At 36.4% G+C, this 18685-nt stretch carries 15 protein-coding genes, 1 other RNA gene and 1 other annotated feature; all 16 genes read right to left on the bottom strand.

The features are described 5' to 3' along the window. Positions 1 to 5 precede the first annotated feature (5 nt). The gene (locus BEN26_RS00395; protein WP_069800330.1) at positions 6 to 986 is read right to left on the bottom strand and encodes an ABC transporter ATP-binding protein; all 981 of its coding nucleotides are present in this window, start codon (positions 984 to 986) and stop codon (positions 6 to 8) included. Further along, on the bottom strand, positions 983 to 1993 hold the full coding sequence (locus BEN26_RS00390; RefSeq protein ID WP_069800332.1) for an ABC transporter ATP-binding protein: 1011 nt from the start codon (positions 1991 to 1993) through the stop codon (positions 983 to 985). Before BEN26_RS00390 ends, BEN26_RS00395 begins: the two co-directional genes overlap by 4 nt. A gap of 16 nt (positions 1994 to 2009) precedes the next feature. Beyond that, on the bottom strand, positions 2010 to 2879 hold the full coding sequence (locus tag BEN26_RS00385) for an ABC transporter permease subunit (protein WP_069800334.1): 870 nt from the start codon (positions 2877 to 2879) through the stop codon (positions 2010 to 2012). Between the two features lie 11 nt (positions 2880 to 2890). Next, positions 2891 to 3811: a glutathione ABC transporter permease GsiC gene (gene gsiC / locus BEN26_RS00380; protein WP_069800336.1), complete on the bottom strand. Its 921-nt coding sequence runs from the start codon at positions 3809 to 3811 to the stop codon at positions 2891 to 2893. 107 nt (positions 3812 to 3918) lie between these two features. Continuing rightward, on the bottom strand, positions 3919 to 5517 hold the full coding sequence (locus BEN26_RS00375) for a glutathione ABC transporter substrate-binding protein (protein ID WP_069800338.1): 1599 nt from the start codon (positions 5515 to 5517) through the stop codon (positions 3919 to 3921). A 186-nt stretch (positions 5518 to 5703) separates the two neighbouring features. Then, positions 5704 to 6435, bottom strand: a complete 732-nt coding sequence (locus BEN26_RS00370) for a gamma-glutamyl-gamma-aminobutyrate hydrolase family protein (protein ID WP_069800340.1) — start codon at positions 6433 to 6435, stop codon at positions 5704 to 5706. Positions 6436 to 6618: 183 nt separating this feature from the next. Beyond that, entirely contained in the window at positions 6619 to 7356 is a 738-nt protein-coding gene (locus BEN26_RS00365) for a tRNA threonylcarbamoyladenosine dehydratase (RefSeq protein ID WP_069800342.1), read from the bottom strand. Between the two features lie 142 nt (positions 7357 to 7498). Further along, positions 7499 to 7678: non-coding RNA, 6S RNA (gene ssrS / locus BEN26_RS00360), on the bottom strand. 88 nt (positions 7679 to 7766) lie between these two features. After that, on the bottom strand, positions 7767 to 9542 hold the full coding sequence (aspS, locus tag BEN26_RS00355; protein WP_069800344.1) for an aspartate--tRNA ligase: 1776 nt from the start codon (positions 9540 to 9542) through the stop codon (positions 7767 to 7769). A 12-nt stretch (positions 9543 to 9554) separates the two neighbouring features. Further along, positions 9555 to 10823 carry a histidine--tRNA ligase gene (gene hisS / locus BEN26_RS00350; RefSeq protein WP_069800346.1) on the bottom strand — a complete coding sequence of 423 codons (1269 nt, stop codon included), beginning with the start codon at positions 10821 to 10823 and terminating at the stop codon, positions 9555 to 9557. Between the two features lie 92 nt (positions 10824 to 10915). Continuing rightward, positions 10916 to 11142: a binding site (T-box leader), on the bottom strand. 78 nt (positions 11143 to 11220) lie between these two features. Beyond that, positions 11221 to 12720, bottom strand: coding sequence for a coproporphyrinogen III oxidase (locus BEN26_RS00345; protein ID WP_069800350.1), 1500 nt, complete (start codon positions 12718 to 12720; stop codon positions 11221 to 11223). A 25-nt stretch (positions 12721 to 12745) separates the two neighbouring features. Continuing rightward, entirely contained in the window at positions 12746 to 12901 is a 156-nt protein-coding gene (locus BEN26_RS00340) for a hypothetical protein (protein WP_181482147.1), read from the bottom strand. A 102-nt stretch (positions 12902 to 13003) separates the two neighbouring features. Continuing rightward, a complete protein-coding gene (gene dtd, locus BEN26_RS00335; protein ID WP_068723203.1) occupies positions 13004 to 13441 on the bottom strand; it encodes a D-aminoacyl-tRNA deacylase in 438 nt (145 codons plus the stop codon). A gap of 27 nt (positions 13442 to 13468) precedes the next feature. Continuing rightward, positions 13469 to 15589 (bottom strand): RelA/SpoT family protein, encoded by a 2121-nt coding sequence (locus BEN26_RS00330; RefSeq protein WP_399167613.1) that lies wholly within the window; start codon positions 15587 to 15589, stop codon positions 13469 to 13471. A 141-nt stretch (positions 15590 to 15730) separates the two neighbouring features. Continuing rightward, positions 15731 to 16243, bottom strand: a complete 513-nt coding sequence (locus BEN26_RS00325) for an adenine phosphoribosyltransferase (RefSeq protein WP_068723199.1) — start codon at positions 16241 to 16243, stop codon at positions 15731 to 15733. A gap of 22 nt (positions 16244 to 16265) precedes the next feature. Further along, complete coding sequence (recJ, locus tag BEN26_RS00320; protein WP_069800354.1) at positions 16266 to 18590, bottom strand: single-stranded-DNA-specific exonuclease RecJ; 2325 nt, start codon at positions 18588 to 18590, stop codon at positions 16266 to 16268. Positions 18591 to 18685: the final 95 nt, after the last annotated feature.

The raw sequence follows: 18685 nt of genomic DNA, 5'->3' as shown, positions 1-18685 counted from the left end.
CGTTACTATTTCTCATTATATAAATTACATGCCACAAAATGCTCTGATTCTATTTCTTTCCATATCGGGATTTCTTGCTTACAAATATCCATTACTAAAGGACAACGCGTATGAAAGGTACATCCTGATGGTGGATTTGCTGGGCTAGGAATATCCCCTTCTAATATAATTCTTTCTCTTTTAATAGTAGGATCTGGAATAGGTACGGCCGACAATAATGCCTTGGTATAGGGGTGTAAAGGATTTGCAAATAAGCGATTCTTATCTGCGAGTTCAACAATTTTCCCTAGATACATCACCCCAATACGATCACTAATAAATTCAACGACACTTAAATCATGCGCGATAAATAGATAAGTCAAATTCAATCTTTCTTGTAAATCCTTCATCAAATTTAGTACTTGAGATTGAATCGACACATCTAATGCAGAGACTGGTTCATCACCAATCACTAATTTAGGATTAATGGCTAATGCACGGGCAATTCCAATTCTTTGGCGCTGTCCGCCACTAAATTCATGGGGATATCGCTTGCTATGATAATGATTCAATCCTACTAGTTCTAATAACTCTCCAACTCTTTTTTCCTTTTCCTTTTTTGACAAAGATTCAAAAATTGTTAATGGTTCTGCTATAATTTCTCCGACTGTCATTCTTGGGTTTAAGGAAGCATAAGGGTCTTGAAAGATCATCTGCATTTCTCTTCGCATCAAGCGAATCTCTTCGTCAGAAAGTTGAGTTAAATTTTTTCCTTGAAACCAAATCTCTCCTTCTGTTGGTTCAATAAGCCTTAACAACATTCGACCAGTGGTAGATTTCCCACTCCCCGATTCTCCTACTAAACCAAATGTTTCTCCTTCATAAATGTTGAAAGAAATCCCATCAACAGCTTTTACAAACTCTTTATTTTTACTAAAGAGGAAGTTGGATTTCACAGGAAAATATTTCTTTAAGTTTTTCACTTCTAATAGAGATGCCTTGCTCATTGTGCAACCTCCTCCACATCTATCTCTTGGTGTATTATTTCCTCATTTAACCAACATCGGCTTTTATGACTTTCAGTTATTGAAAATAAAGGAGGCTCTGCATGTAAACATTTTTCGATCTTAAATCTACAGCGTTCAGCAAATTTGCATCCCATAGGCATATTTTGGGGAATAGGGACATTACCGGGAATTGAATCTAAACGGTTCTTATTTACACCCATTTTTGGAACAGAGTTAAGTAAGCCTTTTGTGTAGGGATGTTTAGGATTAGCAAAAATCGTATATACGTCTGCTTCCTCTACTACTTTCCCCGCATACATCACTATCACTCGATCACACATTTCGGCAACAACTCCCAAATCATGGGTTATCAGCATAATCGAAGTATTCTTTTCTTTTTTCAACTTTCGCATTAAATCTAAAATTTGAGCTTGAATGGTTACATCAAGTGCAGTTGTAGGTTCATCTGCAATAAGTAATGTAGGTTCACAAGACATCGCCATGGCAATCATTACCCTTTGTCTCATTCCACCAGATAATTGATGGGGATATTCATTCAAAATGGATTCAGCTCGTGGTATCCCTACTAACTTTAACATTTTTAGCGCCCGTTGCTTAGCTTCCTTTTTTTCAAACTTTAAATGAAGTCGTATCGCTTCTTCAATTTGTTCCCCGATTTTAAAAACAGGATTTAAGGATGTCATAGGTTCTTGGAAAATCATTGCAATTTCGTTCCCTCGGATTTTCCTCATTTGATTTTCTGTTTTTTTTGTTAAATCCTCCCCCTTAAAAAGGATGCTCCCGTTAACAATTTTCCCAGGAGTATTCCCCAAAAGTTGCATCACAGATAAAGAGGTAACACTTTTCCCACATCCTGATTCACCAACGATTCCTAATGTTTCACCTTCTCTCACCTGAAGTTCAACTCCATCTACAGCTTTTACGACACTTTCATCTGTGAAAAAATAAGTTTGTAAATTTTTCACTTCTAAAATTGGTTTTCCCATGCTTCTCCCTCCTATTCTACTCTTTGATTTTTGGATCAAGTGCATCTCTTAGTCCATCTCCTAAAAGATTAAAAGCTAATACTGTTAAAAAGATAGCCAAACCAGGAAACAATGCCACATGTGGTGCAGTTCCTAAATAATTTCTACCACTACTTAGCATCGCTCCCCATTCAGGTGTTGGAGGTTGGGCACCTAGCCCAAGAAAGCTTAAACTGGAAGCAACAAGAATAGCCGTACCAATTCTCATACTAAAATAAACAATAATCGTTGATACTGTGCCAGGGAAAATATGTTTCCATATTAAGCGTTTATTTTTTGCTCCTACCGATTTAGCGGCTTCAACATATAGAGTATGTTTTAATGCCAACGTATTACTTCGTACAATTCGAGCAAAAATAGGAACACCAAATATGGCAACAGCAATAATTACGTTACCTAGACCTGGTCCAAGAATGGCAATAATTCCAATAGCTAACAAAATCCCGGGAAAAGCTAATAACACATCTGAAAATCTCATAATCAACGTGTCAACCCACTTCCCATAGAAACCACTAAGCAACCCAAGTACTGTACCGATGATTGCACCTACCAAGACTGATGAAAAACCAACGAATAAGGAAACTTTCGTACCAACGAGAATTCTACTAAAAATATCTCTCCCAAATTCATCGGTACCTAACCAATGATCAGCAGAAGGCCCAGCCAAAATATTGTTATAATCAGGTTCCTCCATTGGATAGGGGGCAATATAGACACCAATAAAAGCGGTGAGAATTAACAATAGAATAAAATTGCCTGCCACTAAAGCCATTTTTTGTTTCTTAAATTTACGCCAAAATTCTGAAATAGGAGAATAGGGTTTAGTATTATAAGCTAAATTTGCCATCTTTCATCCTCCTATCCCAAACGTATTTGTGGATTTAAAATTCCATACAAAATGTCCACAATCAAATTGATTAGTACAAACTCTAAAGCAAACAGTAACATCTCTGCTTGAATAATGGGATAATCTCGAAATGCGACTGCATCAATTAGCAATCTCCCAAGCCCAGGCCAACTAAAAACGGTTTCGACGACAACAGAGCCCCCAAGCAGGAAACCAAATTGTAAGCCTGTCATGGTTACAACTGGAATCATGGCATTCCGTAATGCATGTTTCCAAACAACGATTTGTTGGTGAAGACCTTTTGCACGTCCTGTACGAATATAATCTTCTTTTAAGATATCCATTAAACTTGATCTGGTAAAACGAGCAATCACAGCTGCAACTCCCGAACCTAATGTTAAAGATGGAAGAATAAGACTTTTCCAAGAATCAAATCCTGATGTCGGAAGCCAACCTAAATATACAGAGAAAAGTTGAATTAGCATTAACCCTAACCAGAACGAAGGTAGACTAATCCCTGAAACAGCCGTAAACATTCCTACATAATCCTGCCACTTGTTTCGTTTTGTTGCAGAAATCACTCCAATCACTAATCCTAAAATAAATGCCCACACCATACTCACAATGGTTAACCACAATGTAGGCATAAATCGTTCGCCAATTTCAGTGATCACTGGTCGTTTTGTTTTTAAAGATATACCAAAGTCACCTTGTATCACATTCTTAACAAATGTAAAGTATTGGTTAACAATTGGTCTATCTAATCCTAATTGTTGTCTTACTAACTGAATATCTTCATAGCTTGCATCTGGTCCAGCTACTAGACGAGCTGGGTCACCAGGAATCATTCGTACAAAAAGAAAAATAACAATAGAAACAATAATTAGAATAGGAACAATGCCTAACAATCTACGGATGATAAACTTGAACATTCCTCTCCCTCCTGCTGATAAACATGCCATTTCTGCTTGCCTTTAATATAGTATATGATAAGAAAAGGGGACGCATCTAATAAGCGTCCGCTTTTCCATTACTTTCGTTATTTTCTTACGATTTCAGCGTTTTCCACACTTAATGCACCATCTGGTAACAAATAAGCTCCCTGTAAATAATCTCGTTTACCAAAGATCGTTTCATCTACACCTAAATAGACCCATGGTGCATCTTCCCAGATTAGTTTTTGCACCTTAGCATAAGCTGCTTTACGTTGCTCAGCATCAGCAGTCTTTAATGCTGCTTGAATGGCTTCATCTGCTTTTGGATTTTGATAATAAGCTGTATTGTATCCTTTTGGTGGTATCAAATCTCCTCCTAACAATGGCCGAATTCCCCAATCGGCATCCCCTGTAGAAGGTGACCAACCACCATAATATAATTGAATGGTTGCATCTTTAGGATCTTGTACTGTCCAAATTTTATCAGCCATTGTTCCAGTTTCCATATTCTCAATATTTACTTTTACTCCAATTTGAGCTAATTGTTGTTGTAAAAATTGTGTTGCTTTAATGGAAATAGAATTGTTATTGGACCATAAGGTTGCTTCAAATCCATTTGGATAACCAGCTTCAGCTAAAAGTTGTTTGGCTTTCTCTACATTAAATTCATAGGGCTGCTGTTCAGCAAAAAACTGAACATTTGGAGCAATAATAGAATTCATGATTGTACCATAACCATTATTCACTACTTTTAGGTAAGCCTCTTTATTAACCGCATAATTTAATGCTTGACGAACCTTAACATTATCAAAGGGTTTCTTTTGTGTGTTCATTGACATATAACGAACGATAATACTTGGTTTATTTTCCACAACGATACCGTCTTTTCCGTTAATTGAATTTACTTCTTCTGCAGGAACCGGATAAATAAAATCCGCTTCTCCAGTTTTTAACATTGCAATTCTTGAACCATTTTCAGGTACTGGTTTGAAAGTAATGCTATCTAATTTTGGTTGCCCTTCCTTCCAGTATTGATCATTTTTTACTACCGTTAAATGATCCCCTGGCTTCCATTCTTTAAACTTATATGGGCCTGTTCCAACTGGATTTCTAGCTACATCTACTCCTTCTTTTAATGCCTTTGGACTAATCATCATTGCTGCTGGATGGGCGAAGTTATTTAACATTGCTCCAAAAGGTTCTTTTAATGTTACTTTAACGGTATATTCATCAACAACTTCAGTTTTATCAACTAATGCAAATAAGCTATGTCTTTTTAATTTACTGTTTGGATCCGCCAAACGATCAATATTTGTCTTTACAGCTTCCGCATTGAACGAAGTTCCATCATGGAAACTAATCCCTTTTTTAAGGAAGAAGGTGAATTCTTTCGCATCCTCACTTGCTACCCATTTATCCGCAAGAACGGGTACCATTTTCATATCTTTATCAAAGCCAATTAAGCCTTCAAGCATGGTTTTCTCAGCAGAAAATGACAACGTATCATTAGTATCATGTGGATCCAAACTAATAAAATTATCGGCAACAGCTATGGTAATATCATTACCTTCTTTAGCTGTTGACTCCTTTACATTTTGGCTTTCTTCTTTTGGTGCACTTGTTTTGCTTGAGCAACCAATTAATGCAATAGATAATGTAAGAATGAGAATGACTGAAAGGACTAAAGTTTTCTTTAAGTTCATTTGCGTTTCCCCCTTCAAATTTTTTTAATGTTTCTCCGTATTCTTATTTCTCTTTGATGAAGCAATAAAGGTAGTAATAATTTTCTGAAAATTTAATATAGTTGGATATAATAATACAATAATTTTTCACCTATTTCAACCATTTTTTAATGATTATAGGGGCTGGGATTGGCTAAATGACAATAATTATAGTGTTTTTTGGTTAAAATGGGTTACAAAATCTATAAAATATTGGCCTATTTTGGCCATTGTTTGATCCTGATGCCACATCATTTCTGGATGGAATTGAACCCCCATTACAAAGGTGTGTTCCGTACTTTCAAAGGCTTCAATGATTCCATCATCTGATTCCGCTACTTTTCTAAAACCCAAAGCTAAATCTTTAATTGCTTGATGATGAAAACTATTCGTAAAAACCCGTTCAACACCTACCATTTCAAAAAGCTTACTACTTTTTTCAATATTAACGTAATGAGTAGCTTCATATCTTGGAGCAGTCTGCATATGTAAAAACTTATCATCAAGCTGCCCATTGATATCTTGATAGAGTGTCCCGCCTTTTGCCACGTTCAATAATTGAATCCCCCGACAAATGCCTAAAATTGGTTTATCAATTTTCATCGCATATTGAGCTGTCATAATTTCTATTCGGTCACGAAATGGATAAATCTCTCCAATTTTTGGATGTAATCCTTCACCATAGAACTGTGGATGGATGTCGGAACCGCCCGTAAAAATAACTCCATCTACACGCTGAATTATTTCCTTCCAAACCTCTTCTTCTTCCACTAAAGGAAGGATAATTGGGATTCCACCAAACTTTGCAACTCCTGTAAAATACCCATCTGCTACATAGGCTCCTGCATAAGGTGCTTGAATAGAGATTTTGGATGAAGTGATTCCAATCAAAGGCTTCAAGCTAATGCCCCCTTTTATTTAATTTTGGTATATGAAGCTTCAATAATTTTTTATTTAATAACATACCACATGATAATAAAAATTTAAATAACAAAATTCAAAAAAATTCATATTTTAAAAATTTTAAATTTTGACAGATAAAAAATAAAGGAATTAAGCAAAAATCGCTTAATTCCTTTATTTTTATGATTGAATAAGTTCACGCACAACCACACTAGCTAAAATCATACCCGCAACTGGTGGAACAAATGCGTTGCTGGCTGGAGGTCTTTTTTCTTTGCGAATTTCACTTGTTTTTTTGCCGACCACTTGATAAAGATCTTCTTGAAGTGCGATTGGTTTTTCTGGAGAAAAAACCACTTGTACTCCTTTGTGAATTCCATGTTTTTTTAGCTGTTGTCGAATTACTCTAGCAACTGGATCAGTATGTGTTTTGGAGATATCTGTAACGACAAACTGGGTAGGATCCATTTTATTGGCAGCACCCATGGAGGAAATAATAGGGACATTTCTTTTTTTACTTTCAAGAATAACTTGGATCTTACATGTCATCGTATCGATCGCATCAACGATGTAATCAGGCTGATGAGAAAAAATCTCCTCTGCAGTTTCTTCATTGTAAAACATATGTAAAGGAATCACTTCACAGTCAGGGTTGATCTCTTTGATTCTTGTTACCATCAGCTCTACCTTTGACATTCCTACAGTGGAAGTTAAAGCATGGATTTGTCGATTGATATTGGTGATATCGACAACATCCTTATCAACTAGAATAATTTTTCCAATAGCTGAGCGAGCTAATGCCTCTGCAGCATAAGAACCTACCCCACCAACTCCTAATACGACCACAGTACTATTTTTCAGAATTTGAAGATTTTCTGATCCAATTGCTAATTCTAACCTTGAAAACGCATGTAACATGAACGATTTCCTTTCTCAAATTCGTTATATTCATTAATCTTTTTCATTTAATTTATCAATTTGATACTATGTAAATTCAGATGAAATGTATATTACAACAATCTCCGTCATCCATGCCTTTTTTTGAAGAAAAAGCAAAAAAAAGAGCCCCGGGTATGCCGTGTTTCCTAGGTTTTGAACCTGCTCTCGCAGGTGGGTGTCCTGTCTTTGATTTCATAGGTCCAAGATAAATCATGGCTTCTTATCCACCAAAGAACCCGAACTCCCGTAAAAAAGGTGTTGGCTCAAAACTGTCGGTACTTCACGTACAACTTAGGGCTCTTATTGTTAACTTGTAATTTTATGTTACCATATGGATAAGCCGAAAATCAAGTGGGCTTTGTTACAAAATCTTTACCAATCTAACTTGTCTATTCTTGGCCATCTTTTTCAATCTGTAAATGAAGCTCATTTAGCTGTTTTCTATCAACTAGAGTTGGGGCACCTGTTAATAAGCAATTGGCTCCAGCTGTCTTTGGAAAGGCAATGGTATCTCTCAGATTGCTTCGTTTGGCTAGAAGCATAATGATTCGGTCTAACCCAAAGGCAATTCCTCCATGGGGTGGAGTTCCATATTCAAAAGCTTCCAATAAAAAGCCAAATTTTTCCCAAGTCTCTTCTTTGGAGAATCCTAAAGTCTGAAACATCTTCTCTTGGATCTCCTTTTTATAAATCCTCATACTTCCTCCACCTAATTCGTACCCATTCAACACCATATCATAAGCTTGTGCTCTTACCTTAGCTGGGTCTGAATCTAACAATGGAATATCTTCGGTTTTTGGCATGGTAAATGGATGATGCTCTGCTACGTATCTTCCTTCTTCGTCATCATAAGCAAGTAGAGGAAAATCAGTCACCCATAAAAATTGATAAACATCATGAGGAATTAAGTTTAAATCTTTACCTAATTTAAGACGCAGATTTCCTAATGCATCCGCCACCACTTTCTTTTGATCGGCAACAAAGAGTAGTAAGTCGCCATTTTCTACTTCAAGGATTGCTTTCATTTGTTTTAATTCTTCTTCTGTCACAAATTTAGCAATCGAGCCTTTGACCTCACCCTCTTTAAAAGCAAGCCAAGCAAGACCCTTAGCACCATAACGAGTAACAAATTCTGTTAATTGATCAATCTCTTTTCTACTATAATGAGCACAACCCTTTGCATTGATCGCTTTAATTTGCCCCCCGTTTTCAATCGTATTTTTGAATACTTTAAACTCGCTATCTTTTAAGACCTCAGATATGTCTTTTAATTCTAAACCAAAGCGAATATCTGGCTTATCTGAACCATATCGATCCATGGCTTCCTGGTAAGTCATGCGTAAAAAAGGACGCTCAACTTTGTAGCCGATGGTTTCTTGGAATAAGCCAACCATCATTTCTTCCATAAGATCTTGAAATTCTTGTAACGGCATAAAGGACATCTCAATATCCACTTGTGTAAATTCAGGTTGTCGGTCTGCACGCAAATCCTCATCTCTAAAGCAACGTGTAATTTGATAGTATCGTTCAAAACCAGACACCATTAAAAGTTGCTTATATAACTGTGGGGATTGGGGCAAGGCAAAAAAATGACCTGGATGTTTTCGACTGGCAACAAGATAGTCTCTTGCACCCTCTGGTGTACTCTTGGTAAGCATCGGTGTCTCAATATCTAGAAAGCCATGTTTATCCAAAAAATTACGAATAAAGATCATAGCTTGATGGCGCAATATCAGTGTTTTTTGCATTTCATTTCGCCTTAAATCAAGGTAACGATATTTTAGACGCAAAGTCTCATCAATATCTATATGATCTTGAATGAAAAAGGGTGGATTCTTTGCTTCATTAATAATTTGGATCTCTTTTACATCAATTTCTATTTCTCCTGTCGCTATATTTGGGTTAATCGTTGCTTCATCCCTTTTAACAACCATCCCTTTTACAGCAATAACATATTCGTTTCTTGCTTTATCCGCAATCTCATGAGCATCTTTTGAAGCTTCTGGATTGAAGATCAATTGAACAATTCCACTTCGATCCCTTAAATCGATAAAAATGAGTCCCCCAAGGTCACGCCTTTTTTGAACCCAACCACTTAATACAACTTCTTCACCTATATGTTCTGTATTAAGTGTTCCACACTGATGAGTTCTTTGTAGTAACATCTTTCTTTCCTCCTATTCCTCTTTAAGTTTACTTTTAACTATCTCAACAATCGTTGATAAAGATACTTCCTCTTGATCCCCTGTTTTCATATTGCGGACAACAATTTTATTTTGATTTAACTCATCATCCCCCAAAATCAAGACTAATTTTGCTTGTAGTCGATCAGCTGCTTTCATTTGAGCTTTCATTTTTCGACTTAGATAGTCTTTTTCTGCAGAGATTCCTTTTTCACGTAATTCATCTAAAATCTTCATGCTAACAGCTTGTACATTTTCCCCTAGAGTGACAAGATAAACATCGATTCCTTGATCAAGATCTAATGCCACTTCTTTTGATTTCAATGCCAGGGTGATTCTCTCCATGGAAAAGGCATAACCAATACCAGGAACATCATCACCGCCAATTTCAGCTACAAGCCTATTGTAACGGCCACCTCCACACAGGGTTCCTACAGCTCCAATACCTTCTGACATGATTTCAAAAGCCGTTTGTGTGTAGTAATCTAAACCACGTACTAATCTTGGATTCTCCACATATTGGATTCCCATCTGATCTAAGTATTCTTTCACTTTATGATGATGAATTCTACAATCTTCACATAAATACTGATCGATCGTCGGTGCATCTTCTGTGACTGCTTTACAGGTTTCATTTTTACAATCTAACACCCTCATTGGGTTGCGGTCGATTCTCGACTGACAATCTTTACATAAATGATCTTCAACTCCATGTAAATGGTTCACAAGCTTTTCTCTATAGACTGGGCGACAGACTGAACAACCTACACTATTGATTTCTAAGCGAAGTTCATTAAGCCCCATATCTTCAAACTGACGCATCGCCATCGAAATCACTTCTGCATCAATACTTGGATCACTACTTCCTAATACCTCAACACCGATTTGTGTAAATTGGCGTGTTCTTCCTGACTGAGGCCTTTCATAGCGAAACATCGGTCCAATATAGTAAAGTTTAGTAGGATCTGGATTTGCAAAAAGTTTGTTTTCCACAAAGGAACGAACAACAGAAGCTGTTCCTTCTGGGCGTAAGGTTAAACTACGATCCCCTCGATCTTTAAAAGTATACATCTCTTTTTCAACAATATCTGTTGTCTCCCCAACACCACGTTGAAATAACTCAGTATGCTCAAAAATGGGAGTCTTAATCTCCTTATAATTGTAGCGCTTGTAAATATCTTTTGATTTTTGTTCGACATATGTCCACAATTCTGTTTCTCCAGGTAAAACATCAGCTGTACCTCTTGGAACATGAAACTTCATAACGCTCCTCCTTACAAAATTCTTGTTTATATTTTCCTGAATGAAAAGATTGAAACCAATAAAAAAAATCCCTCTCCTGATGTTTTTCTTTCATCAGGGACGAGAGATACGAAGATCACCCGTGGTACCACCCTTTTTGGATAAAATCCCACTTCATTCCCATTAACGTTGGTAAACGCTACTTGGTTACTTCCAAACATTTTCACCAAGAGTCCTCTAGGATGTCTTTCCTTAGGTCGTAATAGAGAGATGATCTCAGCCTATTCATCCCCTCTCTGGCTATCCGTTTCCTAACTACTCTTCCCTTCACAGGATCCTTATTAAATCATATGTCACATGTTATATAATCATCATGTATTATTATCGATCTTTATCATACTTTGCTAAATAAGGAATGTCAAGCTACCACTTGAAAAATTTCATTTAGTTTCTCTATCTTTAAGTCAATTTGCGTTCCAATCGTTTCAATATAAACTTTTGGTTCTTTCGGATTTGGGAACCGTATGAGTATATTTGAATTTGGCGGCATCAATTTGCTTACCGCTCCACACCCTAAACCAATAATCGTTTGTTTTTCTTCCATAATAAGAATGTTATAAATGCTTTCTCTGTTTTCTAAAGCATATCCTACGTTTTCTAAATTACCTAGCATATTTTTTTGACGGTACAAATAATAGGGATGATAATGATGTTCTCTTGCCCATCGGCTAGCTAAATCCATCATTTTTCTAATTTCATTTTTATCAATGATATCATATTCTGCTTTATTCTTTGTCAAATAAGAAGCTCTTTTAAAAGCCATGGTGTGAACAGTAATCGATTCCGGTTGTAAATTTGTTAGTTGATCAAGTGAGTACTGAAGTTGTTCCGTTCTTTCCCCAGGTAAACCAATAATTAAATCCATATTGATATTGTCAATCTTCATTTTTCTTGCTAAGTGAAATTTATCAATCGTTTCTTCTACTGTATGATGGCGGCCAATGAGGTCTAATGTTTCTTGCGTAAATGTTTGCGGATTAATACTGATCCGGTCTACCTTCCATTTGTTTAACACGTTGATTTTATCAAGGGTAATCGTATCAGGTCTACCTGCCTCAACAGTAATTTCACGAAGATCTGCTAAATCAATCCATTGATTTAATTGCGCAAAGATTTGATCTAATTGTTCGGCTTCTATACTTGTAGGTGTTCCTCCTCCAAAGTAAATGGTTGTCACCTTACGACTTGATTCTTTTAACCATTTCCCTATTTTTTCAATCTCTAAATGTAAGCCTTTTAGGAAACCATCAACCGTTCCATTCCTCCCTTTAATTGAATAAGCAGGAAATGTACAGTAAGCACATTTTGTTGGGCAAAACGGGATACCTATATAAAGGCTGACTTCCTGATTAATCTCGTATAGGTCAGGGATTACTTTCAATTGTCTTTGAACAATCTCTCTTAACAAAGCGATTTTGTTTGGCCTTAATAAATATTCCTTCTCCAGAAATTGATCCACTTGGTCCATTGTCATCTCTTGCAGCAATTGATGGTAAAGCTTAGTTGGTCTAATCCCTGTAAGAATTCCCCAATCTTGTTTTTCACCTGTGATATCTTCTAAGATTTTAAGCCAAAGATGCTTTACCGCTTGTTTTGCGACCTTTCGCTTTTCTTCTTCTGTTAGATTCATAGAAACGCTTCGTTCATAGGTATAGGATGTGGATTGTTGGTTTTTTATCACTTCACCCTTTACTAAGACAAAATCTTTACCATATTGTTCATCTATATTGACCAGATAAGCTTCTTCCTCAGCCTTTTCTTCAAAGAGGAGTTGATCAGTTTCCGTTTTAAATAAATCAAAAATCATTTCAATCTCTCTTTTAAATGGATGATCTTTTTGTTGCCATATGATCTTCATGTATCTAGCCTCTCCCACCTTTTAATCATGAATGACGGTGCAAACGAGAAGATGTATCCTTTTCAATATCTCTAGTCATTTCATTCATCTTGGCTTCGTCGATTTCAATTTGATCACACAAATCTAAAGAAACCTTCTGGTTCCATTGTCTTGCTAATACTTCTTTCTTTGATTGATGCAAGAAAATCCCTCCACTCATCTTCTATCCTTAGTTTCTCCAAAGTTTTCTTCATTCAATCCTAAGGATAGAAAAAGTTAAGGGACATTACCTACCTGATCATTTTTAGGTCTCTAAGAGGATGGTCACTGGTCCATCATTCGTAAACTCTACATCCATCATCTCACCAAATACACCTGTTTCAACATGAACGCCTTTTTCACGAATCAGTTCATTTAATCGTTCGTAAACTTTTCTAGCTATTTCAGGCTTTGCTGCATTCATAAAGTTGGGGCGACGCCCCTTTCTAGCATCTCCATATAAAGTAAATTGGGAAACAGATAAAACACTTCCTTTGATATCAAGAAGAGATAAGTTCATTTTCCCTTCTTCATCTTCAAAAATACGTAAATTCACGATTTTATCTGCCATAAATTGAAGATCTTCTTCTCCATCATCATGAGTAACGCCTACTAAAATCATTAAACCATAATCAATGGCGCCTACTACCTGATGATTTACGATAACCTTGGCTTTTTTTGCCCGTTGAACCACAATTCTCAAAGCAAGACTCTCCTTCTAGCATGTTTGCTATTGCATAATTCTACGAACAGTATAAACGTCCTTAACCCTTTTTATCCGCTCTACCACAGAATGTAAATGTTCTGTATTATGAATTAAGATGGTCATTAAAATAGAAGCCATCTTATTTTTGTCTGATTTGCCAGTAACTGCTGTCATATTCGTTTTTGTTTCAGAAACTGCTTGTAAGACTTCATTGAGCAAGCCTCGACGATCCATTCCAATCACTTCAATATCTACATTATAAGAATGTTCTTGAACATTATCCCATTCAACCTCTATTAATCGTTCTTTATCTTCAGGGATTTGGATATTTGGACAATCTTTACGATGGATGGAAACCCCTCGTCCTCTAGTAATAAAACCTACAATTTCATCACCTGGTACAGGGTTACAACAACGGGAAAAACGTATGAGGAGATTATCGATCCCTTTAACTTTAACCCCTGCAGCCATTTTTTTCTTAACAGTATTTGTGGGCTGACGTAAATCAAAATTTTTAATCGTATCTTCATCACTTAATTTTTTACCCTTGTCTGTTAAACGAGTTACAATTTGGGCTGCTGTAATCCCACCATAACCAATAGCCGACATCATGTCTTCTTCGTCATTAAAGTTAAATTTTGCTGCTATCTCCTTTAATAAATCAGAAGTCATGTATTGAGTCGGGTCATAACCTTGTCTTCTTAATTCCCTCTCGATACTTTCTCGACCTTTTATTACATTTTCTTCCCGTTTCTCTTTCTTAAACCATTGCTTTATCTTACTTCTTGCATGGGAAGACTGGGCAATCTTTAGCCAATCCTGACTTGGCCCATAGCTATGTTTGGAGGTGAGGATTTCTACAATGTCACCTGTTTTTAATTGATGATCAAGTGGTACAATCTTTCCATTCACCTTTGCACCGATACAACGATTTCCAACTTCAGTATGGATGCGATAAGCAAAGTCTAAGGGTACTGAACCTTGAGGTAATTCTATCACATCTCCCTTAGGGGTAAAAACAAAGACCACATCAGAGAATAAGTCCATCTTTAGGGACTCCATGAATTCTCTTGCATCCCGGTAATCATTCTGGTACTCAAGAATTTCTCTAAACCAAGTAAGCTTGTCCTCAAAAGAATGCTCAGAATGTATTTTCCCCTCTTTGTAAGCCCAATGGGCAGCAATACCAAATTCAGCAGTGTGATGCATTTCATAGGTACGAATTTGAACCTCTAAAGGCTCCCCTTTTGGTCCAATGACAGTGGTGTGCAGGGATTGATACATGTTTGCCTTAGGCATAGCAATATAGTCTTTAAATCTGCCAGGCATTGGTTTCCATAGCGTATGAATCGTCCCTAAAACAGCATAACAATCCTTAATACTTTCGACAATCACGCGTACGGCTAACAGATCATAAATCTCATTAAATTGCTTATTTTGTTTTACCATTTTACGGTAAATGCTATAGATGTGTTTGGGTCTTCCAGAGATTTCTGCTTCAATGCCCACATCTTCCATTTTATTTTGAATGGACTCGATGACTTTATTAAGATAATCTTCCCGCTCTGCTCTTTTTTTCTTCATCAGGTGGACAATCCGATAATATTGCTGTGGGTTTAGATAACGTAATGCGGTATCTTCTAGTTCCCATTTGATCGTAGATATTCCTAAACGATGAGCTAAAGGTGCAAATATTTCTAATGTTTCATCTGCAATACGCCGTTGCTTTTCTTCAGGAAGATGTTTTAGTGTCCGCATATTGTGTAGCCTGTCTGCTAACTTAATCAATATGACACGAATATCCTTTGCCATTGCAACAAACATTTTTCGATGATTTTCAGCTTGTTGTTCTTCTTTTGACTTGTATTTAATACGTCCTAATTTAGTAACCCCATCTACTAATCTTGCAACTTCTTGGCCAAATCTTTCTGTTATTTGTTCTAAGGTTACCTCTGTATCTTCTACGACATCATGAAGAAGTCCAGAAATAACCGTTACCATGTCTAATTGAAGATCAACTAAGATTTCAGCTACCTTTGTTGGATGAATAATATAAGGTTCTCCTGAACGCCTTGTTTGACCTTCATGTGCTTTTTTAGCAAAGAAATAGGCATCTTTAATTAGATCAATATCTTTGTCAGACATATATTTACTTGCTTTTTTAACCAATTGTTCTATTGCCGATTCTAATTCCATATCTATTCACCTATTCTATGGTCAACTAAATGACGATTGCAAGAAAAACCCAACAATTCTTTGTTGGGCTTTCCTATCCTTATTATACTATTAATACGTGACTAAGGAGAAAACGTCAACACCCGGTAGTTTTTCCCTTCCATTTAAATAACTTAATTCAATAAAAAAGGCTGCTCCAACGACTTCTCCGCCTAATTGTTCGATTAATTTAATGGTAGTTGCAATAGTACCTCCAGTTGCTAATAAATCGTCTGCAATCAATACTTTTTGTCCAGGTTGAATCGCATCCTTGTGAACAGCTAGTGCATCCTTCCCATATTCTAAATCATAGGTAGCCTGAATGGTTTCAGCAGGTAATTTACCAGATTTACGAATAGGTACAAAACCAACACCTAATGCATAGGCTAATGGGGTTCCTACCACAAATCCTCTTGCTTCTGGACCCGCGATTAAATCAATTTCCCTTTTTCTTGCAAATTCAGCTAATTGATCAATGGCCGCTTGATAGGCTTCCCCATCTTTTAATAGGGTTGTTATATCTTTGAAGCTAATTCCTTCCTGTGGAAAATCTGGAATAACCCTAATTAACTTTTTAAAATTCACGATGACTCCTCCTAAATATTTTCTATTGATCCTCTAGATTAACAAACCATTTTCCAAGCTGTTCGGATGTAGAATATAAGAATAATTGCTTTACTTCTTCAAACTCTAGATAACTTCGATATAAGTCAGACTGAGTTAATTCTTTTCTTTCCGGATTTGGATTGAAATGAATCTGTTCACCCTTTACTATTATAAAACCTAATTCGCTAAAAACATCAAGAACAAATTGAAATATTTCTGAACTAATTCCTAAATTGTTAAAATAATGTTCGGCTTTGAATCGATTTTTTAATAACTCATTTTGCTTTAAGGTTGCAAAGATTTGTTTAAAAAGATTTCGGTCTAAAGCCTTAGAAAACAATTTATTATCATTATGTCCATAAATGCAATAAATTCTTTCAATCTTAGCATATTTTTTCAATATCTCTCTCATTACAGAAAGAGAAGGTGGCATGTGAACGAGCACCAGTGCAGTAGTCTTTGAATCAGCTACTTGATCCCAATTTTGGTATGAAATTTTGTTCATATCTTTAATAGAAATAAGATCATTTCCTAAATCTTCATCATACAGTAAGATTATTTTATTGTTATCGATGGAAAGTTCTAAGAGTCTATCGGATAGGGATGAAGAATTTCGCCAATCAAATACTTGTAAATGAGGAATATTTACATCTCTTATAATGATTTGTGGTTTTTGCTCTTGATTCCATTCGTTGATCGATAATTCGCCAAGAAGCTGGATTTTTGAAAAATGGGCAATCTCTTTTTTCAAATCTCCCATGTGAAATGCTAAAGCATCTATAGTCTTCCCATCGCTCTTAACCTTCAGTTTTAGATGTTGTTTTTCTTTCCCAACAACTGTAATCTCAGTTACTTCACTTTGATCAATGACGATTTTTGGAGTAGGATTACCAATTCCGTATGGAGCTAATCGTTCTAATTGTTGTACCAATTGCAGATCAATATCCTCTATTTTACAGGTCACATCCACTTTTTCAATTGGGATGAAATCCTCCTCTGTTAACCATTCGTTTGCTAATTGATGTAATCTAGTTCTTAATTGTGCTATATCTTTCTCATGGATAGATAACCCTGCCGCTGCTGGGTGTCCCCCAAAATGAGGTAATATATCCTTCACAGTCGTTAGGGCTTGGTAAATATTATAACCTTCAATACTTCGTGCTGACCCCTTAGCCATCTTGGTTTCAGGGTCAATACTTAAAACAATCGTAGGCCGGTAATATTTTTCTAAAATTCTTGAAGCCACTATCCCAATCACGCCTACGTTCCAACCTTCATTGGCCACCACGATCACTTGATATTGATCTAATTGAGATTGTTTAATCAATTGAAAGGCATCTTCCGTAATTTGCTCTACAATTCCCTGCCGTTCTTGGTTGATTTCATTTAATAATTGAGCCAATTCTGTTGCCTCTTCCGCTTTTTCGGAAATAAAAAGCCGTACTGCATGTCCTGCCGTATCTAAACGTCCACTAGCATTGATTCTTGGAGCAATGACGAAGCCAACATGACCAGCAGTGATTTCTTTTCCTGCTAATCCGGTTTCTTCCAACATCGCTTTAAGGCCAATATGCATTGTTTCTCGCATCTGCTTTAAACCAAGACTTGCTATAATTCGATTTTCATCATAAAGAGGAACGAGATCAGCAATGGTTCCAATAGCAGCGATATCAATCAATTCTGTTGGAACACGACCCAACAAAGCATGTGCTAATTTAAACGCAACACCTACACCTGATAAATATTTAAAAGGGTATGTATCATTTGGCTTTTTAGGGTTAATCACGGCATATGCATCAGGTAATACCGGTGGAGGCTCATGATGGTCAGTGATAATCAAAGCAATCCCTTTTTCTTTGGCAAATGCCGCTCCTTCTATCGCACTTATTCCCGTATCTACTGTAATCACAACCGCAAAACCCTGTTTTTCTGCTTGACTTAACGCCTCTTTATTTAAACCATAGCCCTCTGTAAATCGATTTGGAATATAATATGCAAAATTTGCTTTTAAGGTTTTTAAGGTCTTATAAAGCAAGCTTGTACTTGTGACCCCATCTGCATCATAGTCACCATAAATCAAAATTTTTTCATTCTTTAAAATGGCTGAGTGAATACGATCGACCGCTTTTTTCATTCCATCAAGTAAATAGGGATCATACAGTCCTGCTAAATCCGGCTGTAGAAATTGCATGGCATGTTTTTCGTCGATACCTCTAATCGCTAATAACTGGGCGACTTTTTCGTTTATACCACAAGTCATCGCGATGCTTTTTACAACTTCTGTATCTGCATATTGAATTTGCCAACGCTTTTTAGGTTTAAGCATATTTCCACCCCTTCTAAGACGAATTTCATTATAATTGAAAAATAATGGTGGGGCAATGAAATATTGTGTAAAAAAGGTTTGTATATTCCATCGCG

It is taken from the genome of Tepidibacillus sp. HK-1 (genome assembly GCF_001748485.2).
In the GTDB taxonomy this organism is placed as follows: Bacteria; Bacillota; Bacilli; order Tepidibacillales; family Tepidibacillaceae; genus Tepidibacillus_B; species Tepidibacillus_B infernus.
This window is presented reverse-complemented; position numbering and strand designations above follow the sequence as displayed.

Excerpts from the sequence above, each read along its gene's own strand:
- hisS (WP_069800346.1), bottom strand. The coding sequence starts at position 10,823 with ATGAAGTTTCATGTTCCAAGAGGTACAGCTGATGTTTTACCTGGAGAA.
- BEN26_RS00390 (WP_069800332.1), bottom strand. The coding sequence starts at position 1,993 with ATGGGAAAACCAATTTTAGAAGTGAAAAATTTACAAACTTATTTTTTC.
- BEN26_RS00345 (WP_069800350.1), bottom strand. The coding sequence starts at position 12,720 with ATGAAGATCATATGGCAACAAAAAGATCATCCATTTAAAAGAGAGATT.
- aspS (WP_069800344.1), bottom strand. The coding sequence starts at position 9,542 with ATGTTACTACAAAGAACTCATCAGTGTGGAACACTTAATACAGAACAT.
- BEN26_RS00365 (WP_069800342.1), bottom strand. The coding sequence starts at position 7,356 with ATGTTACATGCGTTTTCAAGGTTAGAATTAGCAATTGGATCAGAAAAT.
- BEN26_RS00385 (WP_069800334.1), bottom strand. The coding sequence starts at position 2,879 with ATGGCAAATTTAGCTTATAATACTAAACCCTATTCTCCTATTTCAGAA.
- BEN26_RS00330 (WP_399167613.1), bottom strand. The coding sequence starts at position 15,589 with ATGTCTGACAAAGATATTGATCTAATTAAAGATGCCTATTTCTTTGCT.
- BEN26_RS00395 (WP_069800330.1), bottom strand. The coding sequence starts at position 986 with ATGAGCAAGGCATCTCTATTAGAAGTGAAAAACTTAAAGAAATATTTT.
- gsiC (WP_069800336.1), bottom strand. The coding sequence starts at position 3,811 with ATGTTCAAGTTTATCATCCGTAGATTGTTAGGCATTGTTCCTATTCTA.
- BEN26_RS00375 (WP_069800338.1), bottom strand. The coding sequence starts at position 5,517 with ATGAACTTAAAGAAAACTTTAGTCCTTTCAGTCATTCTCATTCTTACA.
- recJ (WP_069800354.1), bottom strand. The coding sequence starts at position 18,590 with ATGCTTAAACCTAAAAAGCGTTGGCAAATTCAATATGCAGATACAGAA.